This window comes from Lacisediminihabitans sp. (genome assembly GCF_036404185.1).
Classification (GTDB): domain Bacteria; phylum Actinomycetota; class Actinomycetes; order Actinomycetales; family Microbacteriaceae; genus Lacisediminihabitans.
Window position 1 is genome coordinate 1 of the sequence record NZ_DASWPB010000098.1, and the last position, 19,425, is coordinate 19,425.

The 19,425-nt window shown below is 69.2% G+C and carries 19 protein-coding genes and 3 tRNA genes; 8 read left to right on the plus strand and 14 right to left on the minus strand.

Annotation, left to right across the window (positions count from 1 at the left end):
• Positions 1 to 1,242 (minus strand): peptidoglycan DD-metalloendopeptidase family protein (locus VGC18_RS06810; RefSeq protein WP_331095586.1); only part of this gene is annotated, 1,242 nt, incomplete at its 3' end.
• A gap of 204 nt (positions 1,243 to 1,446) precedes the next feature.
• Here VGC18_RS06810 and VGC18_RS06815 point away from each other — a divergent pair.
• The 5 genes from VGC18_RS06815 (at position 1,447) to VGC18_RS06835 (ending at position 3,204) form a co-directional block, all read left to right on the plus strand.
• Positions 1,447 to 1,519: transfer RNA gene (locus tag VGC18_RS06815), tRNA-Glu, on the plus strand.
• Between the two features lie 14 nt (positions 1,520 to 1,533).
• Positions 1,534 to 1,607: transfer RNA gene (locus tag VGC18_RS06820), tRNA-Asp, on the plus strand.
• Between the two features lie 61 nt (positions 1,608 to 1,668).
• Positions 1,669 to 1,741 (plus strand) — tRNA-Phe (locus VGC18_RS06825).
• An 89-nt stretch (positions 1,742 to 1,830) separates the two neighbouring features.
• Positions 1,831 to 2,448 (plus strand): acetate uptake transporter, encoded by a 618-nt coding sequence (locus VGC18_RS06830; RefSeq protein WP_331095588.1) that lies wholly within the window; start codon positions 1,831 to 1,833, stop codon positions 2,446 to 2,448.
• A gap of 180 nt (positions 2,449 to 2,628) precedes the next feature.
• Positions 2,629 to 3,204: a GNAT family N-acetyltransferase gene (locus VGC18_RS06835; protein ID WP_331095591.1), complete on the plus strand. Its 576-nt coding sequence runs from the start codon at positions 2,629 to 2,631 to the stop codon at positions 3,202 to 3,204.
• 121 nt (positions 3,205 to 3,325) lie between these two features.
• Here VGC18_RS06835 and VGC18_RS06840 read toward each other — a convergent pair whose 3' ends face one another.
• Positions 3,326 to 3,742: a hypothetical protein gene (locus VGC18_RS06840; RefSeq protein WP_331095593.1), complete on the minus strand. Its 417-nt coding sequence runs from the start codon at positions 3,740 to 3,742 to the stop codon at positions 3,326 to 3,328.
• Between the two features lie 242 nt (positions 3,743 to 3,984).
• Positions 3,985 to 6,057, minus strand: a complete 2,073-nt coding sequence (locus tag VGC18_RS06845) for an acyl-CoA dehydrogenase (RefSeq protein ID WP_331095595.1) — start codon at positions 6,055 to 6,057, stop codon at positions 3,985 to 3,987.
• A 210-nt stretch (positions 6,058 to 6,267) separates the two neighbouring features.
• Between VGC18_RS06845 and trxA the strand changes: the two genes are divergently transcribed.
• Positions 6,268 to 6,642: a thioredoxin gene (gene trxA / locus VGC18_RS06850; RefSeq protein WP_331095597.1), complete on the plus strand. Its 375-nt coding sequence runs from the start codon at positions 6,268 to 6,270 to the stop codon at positions 6,640 to 6,642.
• 9 nt (positions 6,643 to 6,651) lie between these two features.
• Here trxA and VGC18_RS06855 read toward each other — a convergent pair whose 3' ends face one another.
• Complete coding sequence (locus VGC18_RS06855) at positions 6,652 to 7,083, minus strand: MarR family transcriptional regulator (protein WP_331095599.1); 432 nt, start codon at positions 7,081 to 7,083, stop codon at positions 6,652 to 6,654.
• 55 nt (positions 7,084 to 7,138) lie between these two features.
• Here VGC18_RS06855 and VGC18_RS06860 point away from each other — a divergent pair, with 55 nt between their 5' ends.
• A complete protein-coding gene (locus VGC18_RS06860; protein ID WP_331095602.1) occupies positions 7,139 to 8,737 on the plus strand; it encodes a DHA2 family efflux MFS transporter permease subunit in 1,599 nt (532 codons plus the stop codon).
• A gap of 10 nt (positions 8,738 to 8,747) precedes the next feature.
• Here VGC18_RS06860 and VGC18_RS06865 read toward each other — a convergent pair whose 3' ends face one another.
• The 6 genes from VGC18_RS06865 to VGC18_RS06890 form a co-directional block, all read right to left on the minus strand.
• Positions 8,748 to 9,455: a lysophospholipid acyltransferase family protein gene (locus tag VGC18_RS06865; RefSeq protein ID WP_331095604.1), complete on the minus strand. Its 708-nt coding sequence runs from the start codon at positions 9,453 to 9,455 to the stop codon at positions 8,748 to 8,750.
• Positions 9,456 to 9,536: 81 nt separating this feature from the next.
• Entirely contained in the window at positions 9,537 to 10,493 is a 957-nt protein-coding gene (gene pip / locus VGC18_RS06870; RefSeq protein WP_331095607.1) for a prolyl aminopeptidase, read from the minus strand.
• Positions 10,494 to 10,524: 31 nt separating this feature from the next.
• Positions 10,525 to 11,763 carry a hypothetical protein gene (locus VGC18_RS06875; protein WP_331095609.1) on the minus strand — a complete coding sequence of 413 codons (1,239 nt, stop codon included), beginning with the start codon at positions 11,761 to 11,763 and terminating at the stop codon, positions 10,525 to 10,527.
• Positions 11,747 to 12,415, minus strand: coding sequence for a TetR/AcrR family transcriptional regulator (locus VGC18_RS06880; RefSeq protein ID WP_331095611.1), 669 nt, complete (start codon positions 12,413 to 12,415; stop codon positions 11,747 to 11,749). The genes VGC18_RS06875 and VGC18_RS06880 overlap by 17 nt, the downstream gene beginning before the upstream one ends.
• Positions 12,416 to 12,460: 45 nt before the next feature.
• The gene (gene recQ / locus VGC18_RS06885; protein ID WP_414672863.1) at positions 12,461 to 14,419 is read right to left on the minus strand and encodes a DNA helicase RecQ; all 1,959 of its coding nucleotides are present in this window, start codon (positions 14,417 to 14,419) and stop codon (positions 12,461 to 12,463) included.
• 31 nt (positions 14,420 to 14,450) lie between these two features.
• Positions 14,451 to 14,864 (minus strand): GNAT family acetyltransferase, encoded by a 414-nt coding sequence (locus tag VGC18_RS06890; RefSeq protein ID WP_331095625.1) that lies wholly within the window; start codon positions 14,862 to 14,864, stop codon positions 14,451 to 14,453.
• A gap of 83 nt (positions 14,865 to 14,947) precedes the next feature.
• On the opposite strand from VGC18_RS06890, the gene VGC18_RS06895 reads away from it, so the two are divergent.
• Entirely contained in the window at positions 14,948 to 15,871 is a 924-nt protein-coding gene (locus tag VGC18_RS06895) for a LysR family transcriptional regulator (protein ID WP_331095613.1), read from the plus strand.
• Here VGC18_RS06895 and VGC18_RS06900 read toward each other — a convergent pair.
• From VGC18_RS06900 to cysK, 4 genes are all read right to left on the minus strand, one after another.
• Positions 15,814 to 16,674, minus strand: a complete 861-nt coding sequence (locus VGC18_RS06900) for an aldo/keto reductase (RefSeq protein WP_331095615.1) — start codon at positions 16,672 to 16,674, stop codon at positions 15,814 to 15,816. The two genes, VGC18_RS06895 and VGC18_RS06900, sit on opposite strands and share 58 nt — an antisense overlap.
• A gap of 49 nt (positions 16,675 to 16,723) precedes the next feature.
• A complete protein-coding gene (locus VGC18_RS06905) occupies positions 16,724 to 17,695 on the minus strand; it encodes an aldo/keto reductase (RefSeq protein WP_331095617.1) in 972 nt (323 codons plus the stop codon).
• Between the two features lie 90 nt (positions 17,696 to 17,785).
• Positions 17,786 to 18,367 (minus strand): serine O-acetyltransferase EpsC, encoded by a 582-nt coding sequence (epsC, locus tag VGC18_RS06910; RefSeq protein ID WP_331095619.1) that lies wholly within the window; start codon positions 18,365 to 18,367, stop codon positions 17,786 to 17,788.
• Between the two features lie 5 nt (positions 18,368 to 18,372).
• Positions 18,373 to 19,311 (minus strand): cysteine synthase A, encoded by a 939-nt coding sequence (gene cysK, locus VGC18_RS06915; RefSeq protein ID WP_331095621.1) that lies wholly within the window; start codon positions 19,309 to 19,311, stop codon positions 18,373 to 18,375.
• Positions 19,312 to 19,425: the final 114 nt, after the last annotated feature.

Sequence of the window (19,425 nt, forward strand, 5' to 3'; positions counted from 1 at the left end):
GTTGGCACGCATGAAGGGCACCGCGTCTTCCGTCGTGCCGTTGTGGTAGATCTCGAAGTGGAGGTGGCAGCCGGTCGACCAGCCCGTGCTGCCCACCTTGGCGATGTTCTGCCCGACCCCGACCTTGTCGCCGACGTGGACAAGGATGCCGCCGTTGACGATGTGCCCGTAGGCGCTCGCGATGCCACTGCCGTCGTCGTTGGACACCTTGACGTAGTTGCCGTACCCGCCGAACGGGCCCGCGTAGATGACCGTTCCGCTGTGCGCGGCGTAGATGGGGGAGCCGCAGGCCGCACCGAGATCGGTCCCGGAATGCAGGGCGTACTGGTGGGTGTACGGGTCGACCCGGTAGCCGTACGGGCTGGTGATGTGCCCGCCGGCGGGCCGCACCCACCCGGTCGAGCTGATCTGACCGCCCCCGAGGCTCGCGCTCGCACCCCACTGCGCCTGGATCCCGGCCGTGTATTCCTGCTCGGTGTGGGTGGCGTTGTCGACCAGGGTGGCGAGCTGGGCCTTCACCCTGGCCTCGTTCGCCTGCTGCTCGGCGAGCGCGGCGGTCGCCGCCGTCGCGGCGGTCGTCGCGTCATCGAGCGCCTTCTGGGCCGCCTCCGCCAGGGTCCTCAGCGCATTCTTCGCGACATCCGCCTGATCGGTGAGCGCCTGGGCGGTGTTCTGATCCTGGACCGCCTTCTCGTAGAGGCCGGCCGACTGATCCTTGACCATGGTGGCCAGGCCGAGCTGCGACAGGAGATCGCCCGCGCTGCCGCCGCTGAAGAAGAGGGTCGCGCTGAGGTCGTTCCCCGACGAGCGGGCGAGTTTCGCCGCGACCTGTCCCGCGCGCTGCTTGGACTTCTCGGCGTTGGCCTGGGCGTCGTCGGCCTGCTTCTTGAGCCGCGCCGCCTTCTGCGCCGCCTCGTCGTACTTCTGCTGCGCCTCCTGTGCTTCGGTGCCCTTCTGCTCCGCCACCGCCTGCGTCGAGGTGACGGCATCCTGCAGGCTGGCCAGGAGGGCGGTCAGCCGGGCCTCCTCCGCCTGGGCGGCAGCGACGCTCTTGCGGGCGTTCTGCACGTCGTCCCAGCTCGGATAGTCGGCGGCCCAGGCCCGGTCGGAGCCGTGGCCGAGCACGGTGCCCGTCGCCAGCAGGACGACGACGGCGAGCATCGCGAGGAGTCGGCCGTGGCGCAGGGATGACAGGCGGCTCGCCGAGGCGATCGGCCCCGCTCCGCGTGTGGTGTGCTTCATATGTTTCCCGACTCCGTAAAAGCCTCAACGACGACTTGAACGTACCCGCAGGACACTCGAACCGACGATGTTTTGGACGGAGTGGCCGGTTTTTCGATTCCGCCGGTTTCGGGGCCGCCGGCGGGCATCCTCGGTTCGTTTGGCAAATGGGGTGCTCACCCCTATGCTTGTTCCTCGGTAGCTATGAAGGGTTGTTTACTTCACGGCCCCATCGTTTAGTGGCCTAGGACGGCGCCCTTTCACGGCGTTAACACGGGTTCGAATCCCGTTGGGGTCACGAAACAATAGCTAGGCCCTGTAGCGCAGTTGGTTAGCGCGCCGCCCTGTCACGGCGGAGGTCGCCGGTTCAAGTCCGGTCAGGGTCGCAAGGCACGGTCATCTCTCGCCAGACGGCCGTGCCTTATTATGTGCTGTGTCGCAGCACGCGGCTCTGTAGCTCAGTTGGTAGAGCGTTCGACTGAAAATCGAGAGGTCACGGGATCGACGCCCGTCGGAGCCACTGCCCTACTCCCTAGCTTCTACATGGGGGTAGGGCTTTTTTGTGCCCTTCCGCGGGCGGGTCCGGCGGACCACGAGAAGGAAACCACCATGACAGAACTGCCCACCACGACGACCGCTGCCCTCGAGTCCGAGGCGGCGCCGTCGCCAATCGCCCCACGGTCGGTCGATCCCGGAGCGCTCGGCCTGGCCGCATTCGCGCTGACGACCTTCGTGCTCAGCGTCGCCAATGCCGGGTTCATCGGCTCGGCATCCGCGGTCCTCGGGCTCGCCCTGTTCTACGGCGGTATCGTCCAGCTGCTCGCGGGCGTCTGGGAGTTCGCCAACAAGAACACCTTCGGGGCGACCGCGTTCTGCTCCTTCGGCGCCTTCTGGCTCTCGTTCTGGTACCTGGAGAGCACGGGAACCGGAAGCGCCGCGGGCGCATCCGGCGTGGGTGTGTACCTTCTCGCCTGGGCCATCTTCACCCTCTACATGACCGTCGCGGCCATCAGGACGACGGGGTCGACCCTCTCCGTGTTCGCGGCCCTGACCCTCACCTTCTTCGCCCTGGCGATCGGGACGATGACCGGCAGCGCGACAATCATCCACATCGGTGGCTGGCTCGGCCTGATCACGGCCGTCCTGGCCTGGTACGGCTCCTTCGCGGTGGTCTTCAACTCCACCGCTGGCCACGCCGTCCTGCCGGTCTGGCCCAGCAAGCGGTAGCCGGCCGCGGCCGTTCAGACTGTCCCGGCTCTTCCCCTGCGCATAACTCCTGCAGTTTTCGCCCGGAGGACCTTCGCGAGTCATCCGGATGGGGTGTGGCGCGGGCTCGGCGGAGAAACTGCAGGAGTTATGCGCGAGGCAGCACGACAGCGGCGGCACGCGGATGTGCCAGGGTGAATTGTGCCATCGTCGATTTCCACCACCGCCAGGCTCCTGCTCGCGCCGCTGAATCAGGCCGACATCGACGATGTCTTCCGTCTCTACTCGGACCCCGCCACCTGGCGCCATCTGCCGTCTGGCCGCCACACGGACAGAACTCAGTCGCTGAAACTGGTGGAGCGCACGATGGCGAGCCGGGCGGACCACGGGTTGGGGCAGTGGTCGGTCAGACTCCGCGAATCGGTCGACGGCCTGTCCGCGGGGTCCTTCCTCGGCGTGGGCGGAGTCACGATGACCGCGGGCGACGTCTGGAATCTCGGCTACCGGTTCACCCCGCCAAGTTGGGGTCATGGATTCGCCACGGAGCTCAGTACGGCGGCGATCGCGGCCGCGAGGCAGCGGCATCCGGATCGACCGGTCACCGCGAGGGTGCTCAGCACCAACCCGGCCTCCGCTGCGGTCGCCCGTCGGGTCGGCCTCACCCTCGTCTGGGAAGGCCAGCGGTCCGCGGGCGATGGCGCGGGGAGGACCGGGCAGATCTATTCCGATCGCCCGCTCTCCGGCCCGTCGCTCGACTGGCTGATCGAGAACCTGTAGCCCATCGCTCCTGCGCATAACTCCTGCGTTTTTCTGCCGGGAAGGCCGTCACCCGTAGAAGGGGCAGCCAAGACGGCGCTGGTTTGGGCTCGGCACGGATTCGGCGGAGAAACTGCAGGAGTTATGCGCGAGCCGGGCACGCGGCAGGGGTCTCCCGGTGCTCCGGCTCGACGGCGACGACGATCTGATCCGCATCCGCGTAGAGGATCTCTCCCGGAGCGACCTCGGATTCCACCCGCTCCCACTCCAGACCGTGGGTATCGAGGATGTCGAGATAACCGGACACCCGTTCGAGCAGCCGGGCGGAGCCTGACCTGAACCAGCAGGCAGCGACCGGATACACGGCACGGTCGAACACTCCGGGGTCGAGCCGCCCAGGATCAATGAGGTTGTCGTTGTACCAGTCGTTGGTCCGGCGGCGAAAGGCCTCCTGGTCCGCCGTGAGGAGTCCCCGGGCGGCCAGTCCGTTGACCAGCGCGAAGACGCCGACACGCATCCCCCGCCGATTGGGACCGGTCGCCTGATATCGAACGAACATGGCTGGCTCAGGCCGAGAGCACGAGGACAACGGTGGCCACGTTCATAACTCCTGCATTTCTCCCCCAGGCCGGCAACCGGGACGGCATTCACGGACGCACGGCGACGATGCGGCAAGTATTGCAGGAGTTATGCACGGGGGCACGGGGTGGAGGGCCGGGCGAGGCGGGCGCACGGAAAGCAGGGGACGCGGCAAGCAACGGGAAGTAGGAGCCGGAGGCCCGGCGCGACCCGGGCGGGCGGCTATCGACCGGCCTGCGCGCGGAGGGTCTTCTCGTCCACCGGGGCGGTGCCGCTCTCGCGCAGGTCGCGATAGTACTCGCGGGCCTCGTCCTGACGGATGCGCTCGGCGCCCGACGCGATCGACGCACGGATGTGGCCGGGCTCGAATCCGAAGGCGGCGACAAGATCGAGGGCGTGGGGCCGAAGCCGGGGAAGCAGCCGCCCGTCGATGTAGGCGGTGATCGCCTCCGCGCGCGCCGCGGAGAGGCGTCCGTGGATCAGGTACCACGCGAGGTTCTTCTCGATGAGGCCGAGCCCGAAGAGGTCTCGCAGCCAGGTGAGTACCCGCGCCGTGCCCGGGTCGTCGATGCCGGCGAGGGCCTCGGTGAACGCCTCCCATTGGAGCAGTTCCGCATGGGCGCGAGCCGCCTCGATGAGCTCGTTCTGGTTGGCGTTGAACAGGGCCGCGGCGTCCACCGAGGACAGTCGGCCGGCCCCCTTGAGCCGAGCCGCAAGGCTCGCGACCATCGTCTGGACACGATCGGTCAGCAGCTGGCGCTGGGATGCCCCGTCCCGCACGAACCCGACCGACCGGGCCGTCGAGCCGAAGTCCCTCACGTTCTGAGCGAGTCGACGCAGCCCCGAGCGGTTGACCGCCGCCTCGTGCGCCACGCCGGCGACGTACCCGGCCACGGCGCCGGCATCCGCCTTGGCGAACCTGCGCGAGTAGTCGCCGAGCAGACGCTTGGCGACGAGCTGCAGCAACACGGTGTTGTCGCCCTCGAAGGTCACGTAGACGTCGAGGTCGGCACGCAGCTGGGTGAGCCGGTTCTCGGCGAGGAAACCGGCGCCGCCGCAGGCCTCCCTCGCCTCCTGGAGGATGTCCAGGGCCGCCCACGTGCTGAGCGGCTTGAGCGCCGCGGCGAGGGTCTCGAGGTCCTCCCGATCGGCGTCGGTCGCCCGCGCGCCCGAGAAGACCCCGTCGAACGCCGTCAGCAGCTTCTCGTGCGCGAAGGACATGGCGTAGGTCGTGGCGAGGAGAGGAAGCAGTCGGCGCTGATGGCGCTGATAGTCGAGGATGACCTCCTCCTCGGTCGGGCTGCCCGCGACGAACTGACGCCGCTGGCTTCCGTAGGTGATCGCGATGTCGAGGGCGAGCTTGCTGGCGACGACGGAGGCGCCGTCGAGCGAGACCCTGCCCTGGACGAGCGTGCCGATCATCGTGAAGAACCGTCGACCGGGGCTCGCGATCGCCGAGGAGTATGTGCCGTTCGCGTCCACGTCGCCGTAGCGGTTGAGCAGGTTCTCCCGCGGCACCCGCACGTGGTCAAAGTGCAGCCGACCGTTGTCGATGCCGTTGAGGCCCCCCTTGAGCCCGTCGTCCTCCCCGCCGACACCGGGCAGGAATCCGTTCTCGTCCCTGATCGGCACGTAGAGCGCGTGGACGCCGTGGTTCACTCCCCTCACGATGAGCTGGGCGAAGACGACCGCGGCCGTTCCGTGCAGCGCGGCATTGCCGAGGTAGTCCTTCCAGGCGGCACGGAAGGGGGTGTGGATGACGAACTCACCGGTGTTCTCGTCGTAGGTCGCCGTCGTGCCGATGGCCGCGACATCCGACCCGTGTCCGGTCTCCGTCATCGCGAACGCTCCTGGCGTCTCCAGGCTCATGATCGAGGGCAGCAGGGCAGTGTGGTGGCGCTCGGTGCCCAGGTGGAGGACGGCCGCGCCGAACAGCCCCCACTGGACACCAGACTTGATCTGCAGCGACGGATCGGCGAGCACGATCTCCTCGAACGAGGCGATGTTGCCGCCGTGGTCGTCCTGGCCGCCGAGACCCGTGGGGAAGGCCCGATGCACCGTTCCGCTCCGGGCGAGGAGCCCGAGCTGGTCGAGCACCCGCGCACGCTGGTCGGCCAGGCTGAGACCGTCCTGCCGCTGGAACTCAGGCCGCGCCGCCAACGCGCGTGCTCGGCGGCGGGCATCCGCCCAGGTTCCCAGGAGATAGTCGCCGAGCCATGCCGCATCGACGTGGGCGGTGGAGGGGGAGTCTGCCGGTCCGGTCGACGTCGACGGACGGTCTGCGAGCTGCGTCATGGAGAAGCCTTTTCGTGGTTGGCCTTTCTGTAGCACTGTAGGAGCGAGGCCAGGGGGAGCAAAGCCTCTCGTGCCGGGTGCACCAAAGGCCGCGCGCTCCGTCCGGCATCCGTTGTGGAATCCCACAGTGACGATCGACCGGGGAATGGGCGGCGGAGAGGGGCGTTAACTGTGTGACACACGCATACGACGACAAACCCGGGAGATGACATGCCAACCGTGAATCTGACGACCGACGAATTCGAGAAGACGGTGACCTCGTCCGGCATCACGCTTGTGGACTTCTGGGCGGATTGGTGCGGACCGTGCCAAATGTTCGCTCCCATCTATGAGTCGGCGAGCGAGAGGAACCCGGAGATCACCTTCGCCAAGGTCGACACGGAGGCAGAGCAGGCGCTCGCCGGTGCCGCCGGCATCACCTCGATCCCGACCCTCATGGCGTTCCGCGACGGCGTCCTCGTCTTCGCCCAGCCCGGAGCGCTTCCCGCACCGGCCCTCGACCAGGTCATCGACGCGGTGAAGGGCCTCGACATGGACGAGGTGCAGAGGAAGATCGCCGAGCAGAAGGCCGCATCCGAGGCCTGACGGTAGGCCTCAGGGCTCCCATCGGCCGGCGGAGGATGCCCGGATGATCTCGAGCAGCGTCTGGCGGATGGCGGACTGGTCGGACAGAGTGGGGAACAGGTCCGCCTCGAGGGTGCGGGCGGATTCCCATGCGGCGCGTCCCGCCGGCGTCCGGGTGATGACGTGCCGCCTGCCGTCCTGCGGATGCCGTTCCCGCTCGACGTAGCCCTCCCGCTCGAGCCGGTCGAGCGTCCGCGACATGGTCTGCGTCTCGACCTTGGCCCGGGCGGCGAGCTCGGTCTGGCTCAGGGGGCCGGCGTCGAGCAGGTGCAGCACGACGAGGCCGGCATGGGTGAGCCCCACCCGCTCGAGCGTCTGGATCCAGCGGTGCTCGACGAGCCGCGCGGCGGTGGACAGCAGCCGGCCGGTCGGCCAGCTCGCCATCGGATCGGCCTGTTCCATGACTCCAATTTAGTGCTACCGTGATTTAGTCAGCTAGCTGATTATCGGGAGTCCCATGACCACGTCGCGACGCCGCTGGGCCGGCCTCGTCTTCATCAGCATCGCCGTCGCGCTCATCATCGTCGACTCGACAATCGTCAACGTCGCGATGCCCTCCATCGTCGGCGATCTGGGGATCACCTCCACTCAGGTGCAGTGGGTGCAGGAGAGCTACACGCTCGTCTTCGCCGCCCTGCTCCTGGTCTTCGGCACCCTCGCCGACCGCTATGGCAGGCGGAGGATGCTGATCGTCGGCGTCACCGTCTTCGCGCTCGCCTCGGTGCTCGCGGCGACGTCGCAGTCGGGAGACCTGCTGATCGGCTCCCGAGTTCTGCAGGGCATCGGCGGAGCCATGGTGCTCCCCAGCACCCTGTCGCTCATCAACGCCACCTTCCGGGGCAGGGAGCGCGGCATCGCCTTCGCGGTCTGGGGATCGACCATCGGCGGCATGGTGGCCGTCGGGCCCCTGCTCGGCGGCTGGCTGACCACCTACTATTCCTGGCGCTGGGCGTTCGGAATCAACATCCCCTTCGCGATCCTGATCGTGGTCGGCACGCTGACGTTCGTCGCCGAGTCGAGGGATGCCGGCGACTCCCGGGGCATCGACGTCCTCGGAGCGCTGCTCTCCGTGCTCACGAGCGGCTCCCTGGTCTTCGGTCTCATCGAGGGACGCAGCTATGGCTGGTGGTCGACGAGACGGCCGCTCGCCGTCGGCGGATGGACGTGGCCGCTCGGCCTCTCGCCGATCCCGCTCGCCTTCGCCGTCACCGTGCTCGCGGGGGCGGCCTTCATCCTGTGGGGACGGCGCAGGCAACGGGCGGGCAGGACGACACTGCTGGCGTTCGACCTGTTCCGCATCGCCTCGTTCCGGGGCGGCAACATCGCGGCGCTGATCGTGTCGCTCGGCGAATTCGGCATCATCCTGTCGCTGCCGCTCTGGCTGCAGAACGTGCTCGGCTACAGCGCCCTCCAGACCGGGTTCGTCCTGCTCGCCCTCGCGATCGGATCCTTCGTCGCGAGCGGGTTCGCCGGGGCCTTCGGCAACCGGATCTCCCCGGTGACGGTGGTTCGCGTCGGGCTGGCGGCGGAGATCGTCGGGGTCGCGGGCATCGGATCGGTCGTCTCCGCGCACACCGGCTGGGGCGCCATCGTCCCCTTCCTCTTCGTCTACGGTTTCGGGGTCGGGCTGGCCACCGCGCAGCTCACCGGCGTGGTGCTGAAGGATGTCCCGGTCGAGGCGAGCGGACAGGGATCCGGAACCCAGAGCACTGCCCGGCAGATCGGCTCCGCCCTCGGAATCGCCATCCTCGGGACGGTCCTCTTCACCTCCGCCGGAGCGGCACTCGATGCCAGGCTGGACGACCTCGGCCTGCCCGAGACGGCACGGACGCAGATCGTCGACGCGGTGGTCGACAGCGCGGGCGCGGCCATCCCCGGCCTCGAACGGCAGAGCCCGGAGACGGCAGACGCCGCGAGGGTCGCCTTCAGCGACGCCACCCGGTATGCGGCGTTCTCGGCCGCCGGATTTCTCGTGCTGGGATTCCTCGCCACGTTGCGGCTGAGTGGGACCTCCGTCGACCGCGAGGAACGCGAGGCGGCGGCGGCCGCGGAATAGCCGTTCGCGCTCAGTGGCGTTCGCGGTGGAACAGGCGGCGCATCCGTTCGGTGACGTTCGCGGCGGGCGGCTCGTTGTAGACGCCCGCGAGCGGCTGGCCGCTCATCCGGTGGATGGCCTCCATGATCTCGTCCGTCGCGGCGCGCCGCGCGCGCCCCGATTCCGGCGAGCCGTGGCGGCTGAGGTCGAGCGGCGCGCCGAACTCGATGGTGACCTTGGCGGCGTGCGGAATCCTCGACCCGACGGGCTGCAGGTCCTCCGTGCCGGTCAGGGCGACGGGGACGACCGGGGCGCCGGAGGTGAGGGCGAGCCAGGCCACCCCGGTACGTCCCTTGTACAGCCGCCCGTCGAGAGAGCGAGTGCCCTCGGGGTAGATGGAGAAGGCCTCCCCGTTCGTGAGCACCTCGAGGCCGTGCTCGAGCGCATCCTGCGCGGCCTGGCCGGCCCCGCGCTCGACCGGGATCGCGCCGACCCCGAGGAAGAACACCCTCGACAGCCAGCCGCGGAAGCCCGTGCCGGTGAAATAGCTCGACTTGGCCAGGAACGACACCGAGCGCGGAGCCAGCAGAGTGATGACGATGCTGTCGGCGAAGGAGCGGTGATTGCTCGCGATGACCACCGGGCCTCGCTTGGGCACGTTCGACCTGCCGATGACCCGCGGACGGAACATGAGGCGGGCGATCGGCGTCAAAAAGACGCGCAGCAGTCGCTTGAGCATCTTTGCCTCCACGTCTGGCCGGTTCGAACGGTGCAGCGACAAGCATACGGACCCGAGCATGCCGCTTCGGGCATGTTCGGGTCAGTTCGCGAAGCGGTCCGTGGCCTCGATGAGGGCGCTGAGGATGCCCGGCTCGTCGAAGGCGTGGCCGGCGTCCGGAACCAGGCGGAACTCGGCCTCGGGCCACGCACGGTGGAGATCCCAGGCGGTCACGGGCGGAGTGCAGACGTCATAGCGCCCCTGCACGATGACCCCGGGGATGCCCGCGAGCACCGAGGCGTCGCGGATGAGCTGACCGTCGTCGAACCAGCCCTTGTTCACGAAGTAGTGGTTCTCGATGCGGGCGAAGGCGAGCGCGTGACGCGGTTCCGCGAAGGTGGCGACCACGTCCGGCCGCGGGAGCAGGGTGATGGTCGAGGCCTCCCAGGTCGACCAGGCCACGGCGGCCGGGCCGTGGACCGCGGGATCCGGGTCGTGCAGCAGACGGTGATAGGCCTCGATCATGCTTCCCCGCTCGGCGACGGGGACCGGGGCGACGAAAGCCTCCCAGAGGTCAGGGAACAGCTGTTCGGCCCCGCCCTCGTAGAACCAGTCGAGCTCGCTCTTGCGCAGGGTGAAGATCCCCCGGAGCACGAGCTCGGTGACCCGATCCGGATGCGTCTGCGCGTAGGCGAGCGCGAGCGTGCTGCCCCACGAACCGCCGAAGACCTGCCACCGGTCCACACCGAGGTGGACCCTGAGCTTCTCGAGGTCGGCGACCAGATGCCATGTGGTGTTCGTGCTGAGGTCCGCGTCGGTCTCGCTGGCGTGCGGCAGGCTCCTGCCGGAACCGCGCTGGTCGAGCAGGATGATCCGGTACCTGGCCGGATCGAACAGGCGGCGGTGCTTCGGGCCGCTTTCGCTGCCAGGGCCGCCGTGCAGGAACACCGCCGGCTTGCCATCCGGATTCCCCGAGGTCTCCCAGTAGATGCTCTGGCCGTCGCCGACCGGGAGCAATCCGGAATCGTACGGCTCGATCTCAGGGTAGAAGCTACGCATCCTCCGAGCCTAGCGACCGCGGGCGGGCGTCTCAGTGCACCAGCACGTCGGCGAGGGCACGGCGGGGGCTGCGCATAGCCGAGCCTGCGGGATAGCCGACGCGGAACGCGAGCAGCGCGGTGGATGCGGGGGCGCCGATGAGCGCACCGAGGCGGCCGGAGAACCGGTCCCTCGCCCCGAGGGACCGATCGCGATCGATCCGCTCGGTGATCTGGTTGAGGTGCTGGAACCCGAGGCCGTGGGCGGTCGCGGCGAGATGGGCCCGTTCGACCAGGCGGCCGCCCTGCACCTGCCGGGTGCGGTCGGCGACGTCGGGGACCGTGATGACCCCGTACGCCGCCGCGGTCGCGGTGTGCACCTCGCGCGTCTGGGTGAGCCAGAACGCGGCGCCGTCCGTCCGGGACTCCGCGGGAAGGACCTTCGCCATAAACAGGGTGAAACCGCCGAGCTCCTGCCCGTCGAGGGTGAGGCCGTCGCGGTGGCGGTCGATGTCGGCCCGGTTGTTGCGGAACCAGGCGAAGCCCTCTCGCGATTCCGCGGTGTCGGCGACGGTCTCCTTCGCCGCGTCGATGAGAAGGGCGCCCATGCTTTTCTTCTCCTCCGCGGAGGTGAGCCAGTGGATGCCGGCACCCTCCAGCCCGGCCGCCTGGTCGGAGAGGGCGGAGAGGACATCCGCGGGAACCGCCCGATCGCGGTACCGGCCGCGGTTGCTGTGCCGATCGCCGATGACGCGGTACAGCTCCGAGGCGGCCGAGGCGCCATCGGTGAGGACGATCCTCGCGACGACCGGCGAGGTCTCGCCGTCGGGGAAGTAGTCCACGGCGGGAACACGGCCGCGGGCCCGGGCGGCGATGACCATGTTCTCGGTGGCGCAGCCGAGGCCGGCGAAGTGCTCGCGGAAGCTGGCGTCGCCCGCGGGCATTCTCCTGGTCGGGTCGGAGAGCACCTCGATGGTGGACCCCTCCGCCCGGAACAGCCAGGCCTGGGTGTTGTGCGGGTTCGCCGCGAGCACACCCGCCGCGACGATGCCACGGAGGCCCTTCTCGTGCTTCCAGCCGTCCCAGAGCTCGTAGGGTGACCCCTGTCCGGAGTCCCAGACGCCGTTGACGGCGCTCCTCACGCCGACCCCGGCCCCTCCGGCGACCACCACGGCGGCCGCGCCGATGCCGATCCCGGCGAGCACCGTGCGCCGACTCACCCCGCGCTTCGGCGGCTCGGCCTCCTGCTGCCGATCGGCGGGTTGTTTATCGTGCTCAATGGGATGCGGCATCGGATGCCTCCTTCAGATCGGCGGCGAGGACGAGCCGCCCCGCTGGCGTGAGATGGGCGAGCAGCAGCGCCGTCGTGATGGCACCGGCGTCGATACCGGTGGTGCCCTGCTCGGCGCCGACGGCGGAGAGGAAGGATGGCGCGCTCTCGCTCAGGATCCAGCTCGCCACCACGAGGTCTCTGGTCGTCGTGGGCGGGGCGGGCTCGAGCAGGAGGCCCTCTGACTGCAGGAGGGCGAGCATCCGTTCGAGCCGATCGATCCGCTCCTCGTAGGCGGCCGCGTAGCTGCGGGCGAGCTCGTCGTCCTCGTGAAGGAGGGTGACCAGCTCCCTGGCGATGACCCGGTACTCGTCGGTGAGCACCACCTGTCTCCGCATCGCGTGGAAGAGGATCCGAAGGAGGCCGGCAGGGCTCTCCCCCTCGACGTCCGGCATGGTCGACCTGGCGCTCCAGCGTTCGAAGAGCGCACGCACGATCGAGGCGCGATTGGGGAACCAGTAGTAGAGATTGCCCGGGCTGATCCCCGCCCGCTCGGCGATGTGATTGGTCGAGACCGCCGAGATCCCCCGCTCGTCGAACAGCTCGAGGGCCGCCCGGAGGATCTGCTCCCGCCGAGGCGTCTTGCGCTGGGGCACGCGTGCGTCGTCATCCACGTGCCCAGTATAAGAGTAATTACTCTAATAAGGAAACGCCGGCGCTCAGACGGCCGCGAGCACCCCGAGAATCGCCTCGCCGTACTTGGCCAGCTTGCTCTCGCCGACGCCGCTCATCGTGCCGAGCCGGGTGAGGGAATCCGGTCGTCCCGTCGCGATCTCCCGCAGTGTGGCGTCGTGGAAGATCACGTAGGCGGGGACACTCTGCTCCTTCGCCTCTGCCGCGCGCCAGACCCGCAGTGCCTCGAAGACCGGCACCGCATCGGCGGGCAGGTCCACGACCGCCGCACGCTTCGATTTCGAGGCCCTGGCCGGCCGCTCCGGCTCGCGGCGCAACAGCACCCGCCGCTGGCCGCCGAGCACCGAGGCGCTCTCCGGCGTGGTGACGAGGGTGCCGAATCCGTCGCTGTTCACCGCGAGCAGCCCCTGGGCGAGGAGCTGACGCACCACACCGCGCCACTCCTGATCGTTGAGCTCTCCGCCGATGCCGAAGGTGCTCAGCTCCTGATGGCGGTGCTGGGTGATGCGCGGGGTGGTCTTGCCGAGCAGGATGTCGACGATCTGGCCGGCACCGAACTTCTGACCTCGCTCGCGGGCGAGTCGGACGACCGTGGACAGGAGCTTCTGGGCCGGGATCGTACCGTCCCACGACTCGGGCGGCGACAGACAGGTGTCGCAGTTGCCGCAGGGCTCCGAGGCCTGGCCGAAGTAGGCGAGCAGCTGCACCCGCCGGCACTCGACCGTCTCACACAGGGCGAGCATCGCATCCAGATGAGCGCTGAGCCTGCGGCGATGCTCGGCGTCGCCCTCCGAGTCGTCGATCATGCGGCGCTGCTGGACGACATCCTGCAGCCCGTACGCCAGCCAGGCCGTCGACGGCAGGCCGTCGCGGCCGGCGCGACCGGTCTCCTGGTAGTAGCCCTCGACCGATTTCGGCAGGTCGAGGTGGGCGACGAAACGCACATCCGGCTTGTCGATCCCCATGCCGAACGCGATCGTGGCGACCATGACGATGCCGTCCTCGCGCAGGAACCGGGACTGGTTGGCCGCCCGCACCCTCGAGTCGAGACCGGCGTGGTACGGCAGCGCCGCGATGCCGTTCTGCACGAGGAACTCGGCCGTCCTCTCGACGGACGCCCGCGACAGGCAGTACACGATGCCGGCGTCCCCCGGATGTTCGCTGCGCAGCAGCTCGAGGAGCTGCTGCTGGGGCGCGTTCTTCGGTGCGATCCGGTACTGGATGTTCGGCCGGTCGAAGCTCGCGACGAAGTGCCTGGCCTCCGTCAGCTGCAATCGCCTCTGGATCTCGAGATGGGTCTGTTCCGTCGCCGTGGCCGTGAGCGCGATGCGGGGAACGGTCGGCCAGCGTTCGTGCAGCATCGACAGCTGCAGGTAGTCGGGGCGGAAGTCGTGACCCCACTGGGACACGCAGTGCGCCTCGTCGATGGCGAACAGCGCGATCGCGCCACGGTCGAGGAGGTCAGCGGTCGACGGGACCCGCAGCCGCTCGGGGGCGAGATAGAGCAGGTCGAGCTCCCCGGCGAGGAAGGCGCGCTCGACCGCCAGCCGCTGGGCGGCGTCCTGGGTGGAGTTGAGGTAGGCCGCGCGGACGCCCACCGCGGAGAGCGCATCCACCTGGTCCTGCATGAGCGCGATGAGCGGCGAGATGACGACGCCCGTCCCCTCGCGGACCAACGCGGGGATCTGGTAGCAGAGCGACTTGCCTCCGCCGGTCGGCATCAGGACAAGGGCATCGCCGCCCGCGACGACGTGCTGGATGATGTCGGCCTGGTCGCCGCGGAACGTCTCGTACCCGAAGACCGCGTGCAAGGCCTCCGCCGCGGTCCGATACCGTGCCGGCGCGGGCCGCACGGCCTGCACCGTGTGCGCGACCCGATCGATGTCGTCGGGGAACGGCGGCTCGGCGTCGTAGGGGTCGGGAGGCACGAGCTGGTCGGGGTCCCACTCGTCGGGACCCCAGGGAATCTCCGCGCTCTGGCTCACCCGGCGAGTCTAACCGCGGGGACCGACAGCCTCAGTCGAGCCCGAGGCGCTTGCCCAGGGTCACGGCCTGCTCCTCGCCGTAACCGAGGCCACGATAGAAGCCGATGACCTTCTCGTTGCCCGCGCGGATCTGCATGTTCACCTTCGGGCAGCCGCGCTCCGCCAGCAGGCGCTCGGCCTCGGCCATCATGGCCCGCCCGAACGAGCGCCTCTGCTGCGCGGGGTCGACCGCGAGGTAGTTGATCCAGCCGCGATGGCCGTCGTAGCCGACCATCGCCGTCGCCACGAGTTCGCCGTCGAGTTCGCCCACCAGGAACAGCTCGGGCTGCTCCGCGAGCTTGCGTTCGATGTCCCGCCGCGGATCGTTCCAGGGCCGGACGAGACCGCAGTCTGTCCAGAGGCGCACGGCGTCGTCGGTGTCCTCGACGCGGAAGGAACGGATCATCACCCGTTCATCCTCGACCAGACCGCCGACGCGGGGCAAACCGGGCCGCTGAACCGTCCCGCATTCATCCGTAGGATTGCACAATGGAACTACGCCAGCTCGAACACTTCGTCGCGGTCGCCGAGGAGCGCCACTTCACGCGCGCCGCCGACCTCCTGCAGATCTCCCAGTCCGGCCTCTCCGCGTCGATCCGCGCCCTCGAGGCCGAGTTGGGCACCTCCCTGTTCATCCGGACGACCAGACGGGTCGAGCTCACCGCCGCCGGCCAGGCCCTCCTCGCCGACTCGCTGCGCACCCTCGCCAGTGCGGCGGCCGCCCAGAACGCCGTGGCGGCGGTGCGCGGGCTGATGCGCGGGCGGCTCACCGTGGGGGCCGAGCCGTGCCTCGGCTCCGTGGACCTGCCCGCCGAGCTCGGCCGCTTCCGCCGGGCCAATCAGGGCGTGGACGTGCGGCTGCGGTATGCGGGCTCTGTCGAGCTGCTCGACAGCGTCGCCACCGGGCGGACGGATGTCGCGCTCGTCGTCGCAACCGGACCGACGCCGCAGGGTGTGCGGCTGCGCTCGCTCAGCACCCAGAAGATGATCGTCCTCTGCCATCCCGACCATCGGATCGCGAGCGCCCCGGACACGGACCTCGTCTCCCTGCACACCGAGTCGCTCATCGGCTTCCAACCGGGATGGGGCGCCCAGGTGCTCACCCGCCGCGCCTTCGCCGCGAAGGGCTTCGACTACCGGGCGGCGATGGAGGTCAACGACGTCCACCCGCTGCTCGACCTCGTCGGCTACAACCTCGGGGTCGCGATCGTCCCCGCGAGCTTCGCCCACAAACGGCCGGAGGCCCTCCGCGCGGTCGCGCTGCCGGCCGACATGCCGGAATGGACCGTCGCCGTCGCAGCGGCCGAGGAACCGAGCCCCGCGGCATCCGCGTTCCTCGACCAGCTGCTGGACGATCAGGCGGTCTCGAGCGCCGCCAGCTCCTCCGCCGAGAGCGTCAGCTCCGCGGCCTGAACCGAGTTGCGGATGCTCTCCGGGCGCGAGGCCCCCGGGATGGGGATCACGTGCGGCGACTTGGACAGGTGCCAGGCGAGGCAGACGACCTGAGGGGTGACGCCCCTGTCCTCCGCGACGCGCTGGAACGGGGCGAACCGCTCGCCGAGGCCTGCCGCCGCGGAGATCCCGCCGAGCGGGCTCCAGGGCAGGAAGGCGATGCCCATCTCATCGGCCAGCTCCAGCTCCGGCTCGCTGCTGCGGAACGCCGGCGAGAACTGGTTCTGCACGGAGGCGAGGCGGCCGCCGAGGATCTCCTGGGCGAGGCGGATCTGCTCCGGGTTCGCGTTGGAGATGCCGGCGAGGCGGATCGTGCCGGCATCCAGCAGGTCGCGGATCGCACCGATCGAGTCGGCGTACGGCACGTTCGGGTCCGGCCGGTGGAGCTGGTACAGGCCGATCGCCTCACCGCCCAGTCGCTTGAGCGAGGCCTCCGCGGCGCTCTTGAGGTACTCCGGCCGGCCGTCGACGTACCAGGAGCCGTCGCCAGGACGCAGGTGGCCGCCCTTGGTCGCGACCAGGACGTTCGACGTGTCGCCGCCCCACGAGGCGATCGCCTTCGCGATGAGCGACTCGTTGTGACCGACCTCGTTCGCGTGCAGGTGGTACGCGTCCGCGGTGTCGAACAGCGTCACCCCGACCTCCAGGGCGGCGTGGATGGTCGCGATCGAGCGCTCCTCGTCCGGGCGGCCCTCGATCGACATCGGCATGCCGCCGAGTCCGATCGCGCTGACCTCTACATCGGCTATTGTGCGGGTTTTCATACTGCAGCTTTCTGCTCTGGGAAAAAGAGGCGAGCGGGGAGGATCGGGCTTACCAGGCGTAGTCCTCGGGCGCGGTCTTGCGTCCGGGGAAGATCTCGTCGAGCTTGGCGAGCGCCGCGGCGTCGAGACTGACGTCGAGGGCTCGCACGGCGGCATCCAGCTGACCCTGCGTGCGCGGCCCGATGATCGGAGCCGTCACCGCCGGCTGGTGCAGGAGCCAGGCGAGGGCGACGTCGCCGGGCTCGTGGCCGAGCTCGTCGGCGAAGTCCTCATACCGCTCGAGCGCGTCGCGCCTGGTCGCGAGGGTGTCGGCGGCGCGACCCTCGAGGCGGCGCTTGCCCTCGCGCTCCTTGCGGACCACCCCGCCGAGAAGACCGCCGTTGAGCGGCGACCAGGGGATGATGCCCAGACCGTTCGCCTGGGCGGACGGGATGACCTCGAGCTCGATGTCGCGCGTCAGCAGGTTGTAGATCGACTGCTCGCTCACCAGGCCGTTGTAGTTGCGCCTGCGGGCGGCCTCCTGCGCCGCGGCGATGTGCCAGCCGGCGAAGTTGCTGCTGCCCGCGTAGAGCACCTTGCCCTGCGCGACGGCCGTCTCCATGGCCTGCCAGATCTCGTCCCACGGCGTGGCGCGGTCGACGTGATGGAACTGATAGAGGTCGATGTGGTCCGTCTGCAGCCGCCTCAGGCTGGCGTCGAGCGACTGCCGGATGTTGAAGGCGGAGAGCTTGCCGTCGTTCGGCCAGTTCGAGGGGCTGCCGTAGACCTTGGTGGCCAGCACGGTCTTCTCGCGGCGGCCGCCGCCCGTCGCGAACCAGTTGCCGATGATCGTCTCCGTCGCGCCGAAGCCGAGGCTGCCGCCGTAGCCGTTGGCGGTGTCGAAGAAGTTGATGCCGTATTCGTGGGCAGAGTCCATGATGGCGTGCGAATCCGGCTCGCTCGTCTCGGGACCGAAGTTCATAGTTCCGAGGGCGAGGCGCGAGACGGTGAGGCCGGAGCGGCCGAGGTGTGTGTAGTCCATGTCTTCATCGTTCTCCCCACGGACTGATGTGTCCAATAGGAGAGACGGATGCATGCAAGCGACCCGGCTTCTCAATCATCGCCGTCCCGATCAGATGTAGATCGCCGGATCGGTGAAGAAGAGGTCGTCGCCGTGCTCCGCGTCGTCGGACTTCCGCCGGCGTCGCGCCTTCGCGGGCACGCCGGTCAGGACGGAGCCGGCCGGCGCATCCGTCACCACCACGGCGTGGGCGCCGACCAGCGAGCCCGCCCCGATGGTCACCGCGCCGAGGATGGTCGCACCGGTTCCGACGACGACGCCGTCGCCCAGCGTGGGATGACGCTTGACGTGCGCCGTATTCGTGCCGCCCAGCGTGACACCGTGATAGAGCAGGACGTCGTCGCCGATCCGGGCGGTCTCACCGATGACCACGCCCATGCCGTGATCGATGAACAGGCGTCGGCCGATGACCGCCGCGGGATGGATCTCAACGCCGGTGGCGGAGCGGATCGACTGGGACAGGATGCGCGCGGCGAGCCGGAGGCGGAGCCTCCAGAGCCGGTGGGCGAGACGGTAGCCCCAGACGGCGTGGACCCCCGAATACGTGAGGAAGACCTCGAGGCTCGACCGGGCAGCCGGGTCGCGCCGTTTCGCCGCGGCGATGTCCTCCCGTATCCGGGGGAAGAAGGCCATCGGGTTCAGTCCACCAGATCTTCGTAGAGCACAGTGGAGAGGTAGCGCTCGCCGAAGCTCGCGACGACCACCACGATGGTCTTGCCCGCGTTCTCCGGGCGGGCGGCGAGTTCGAGGGCCGCGTGAACCGTGGCGCCCGACGAGATGCCGGCGAGGATGCCCTCCTCCGCGGCGAGACGACGCGCCATCGCCACCGACTGGGCGATGTTCACGTCGATGACCTCGTCGTAGACCTCGCGGTCGAGGATCTCCGGCACGAAGTTCGCGCCGATCCCCTGGATCTTGTGCGGACCGGGGGCCCCGCCGTTGAGGATCGGCGACTCTGCCGGCTCGACGGCCACCACCTGGATGTCCGGCTTCTGCTCCTTGAGATAGTGCCCTGCGCCGGTGATGGTCCCCCCGGTGCCGATGCCGGCCACGAAGATGTCCACGGCGCCGTCGGTGTCCGCCCAGATCTCCGGCCCGGTCGTCGCGTAGTGGATGGCCGGGTTCGCCTCGTTGGCGAACTGCTTGGCGAGGACGGCGCCGGGGGTGTTCGCGACGATCTCGGCGGCCTTCTCGACGGCCCCACGCATCCCGTCCGATCCCGGGGTGAGGATGAGCTCCGCACCGTACGCGCGCAGCAGCATCTTCCGCTCCGTGCTCATCGTCTCCGGCATCGTGAGGATGACCTTGTAGCCGCGCGCGGCGCCGACCATGGCGAGCGCGATCCCGGTGTTGCCGCTCGTGCCCTCGACGATCGTGCCGCCGGGCAGCAGCTCTCCCGACTTCTCCGCGGCATCGACGATCGCGATGCCGAGGCGGTCCTTGACACTCGCCGAGGGATTGTAGAACTCGAGCTTGGCGAGCACCGTCGCCCCCAGACCCGATGCGACCGTGCCAAGACGCACGAGTGGCGTCTTGCCGTAGACCTCGGTGATGTCGTTGTAGATCGTGCTGGCCATGACTCTGTCCCTTGTCTCTTGTCCGCCGAACCGCTCATCCGGTTACTACACCGGGCGGCCCGCAAGCATTCCTATCATGCGAACAAGACCGTAAACCGAGGATCGGGCACCTTC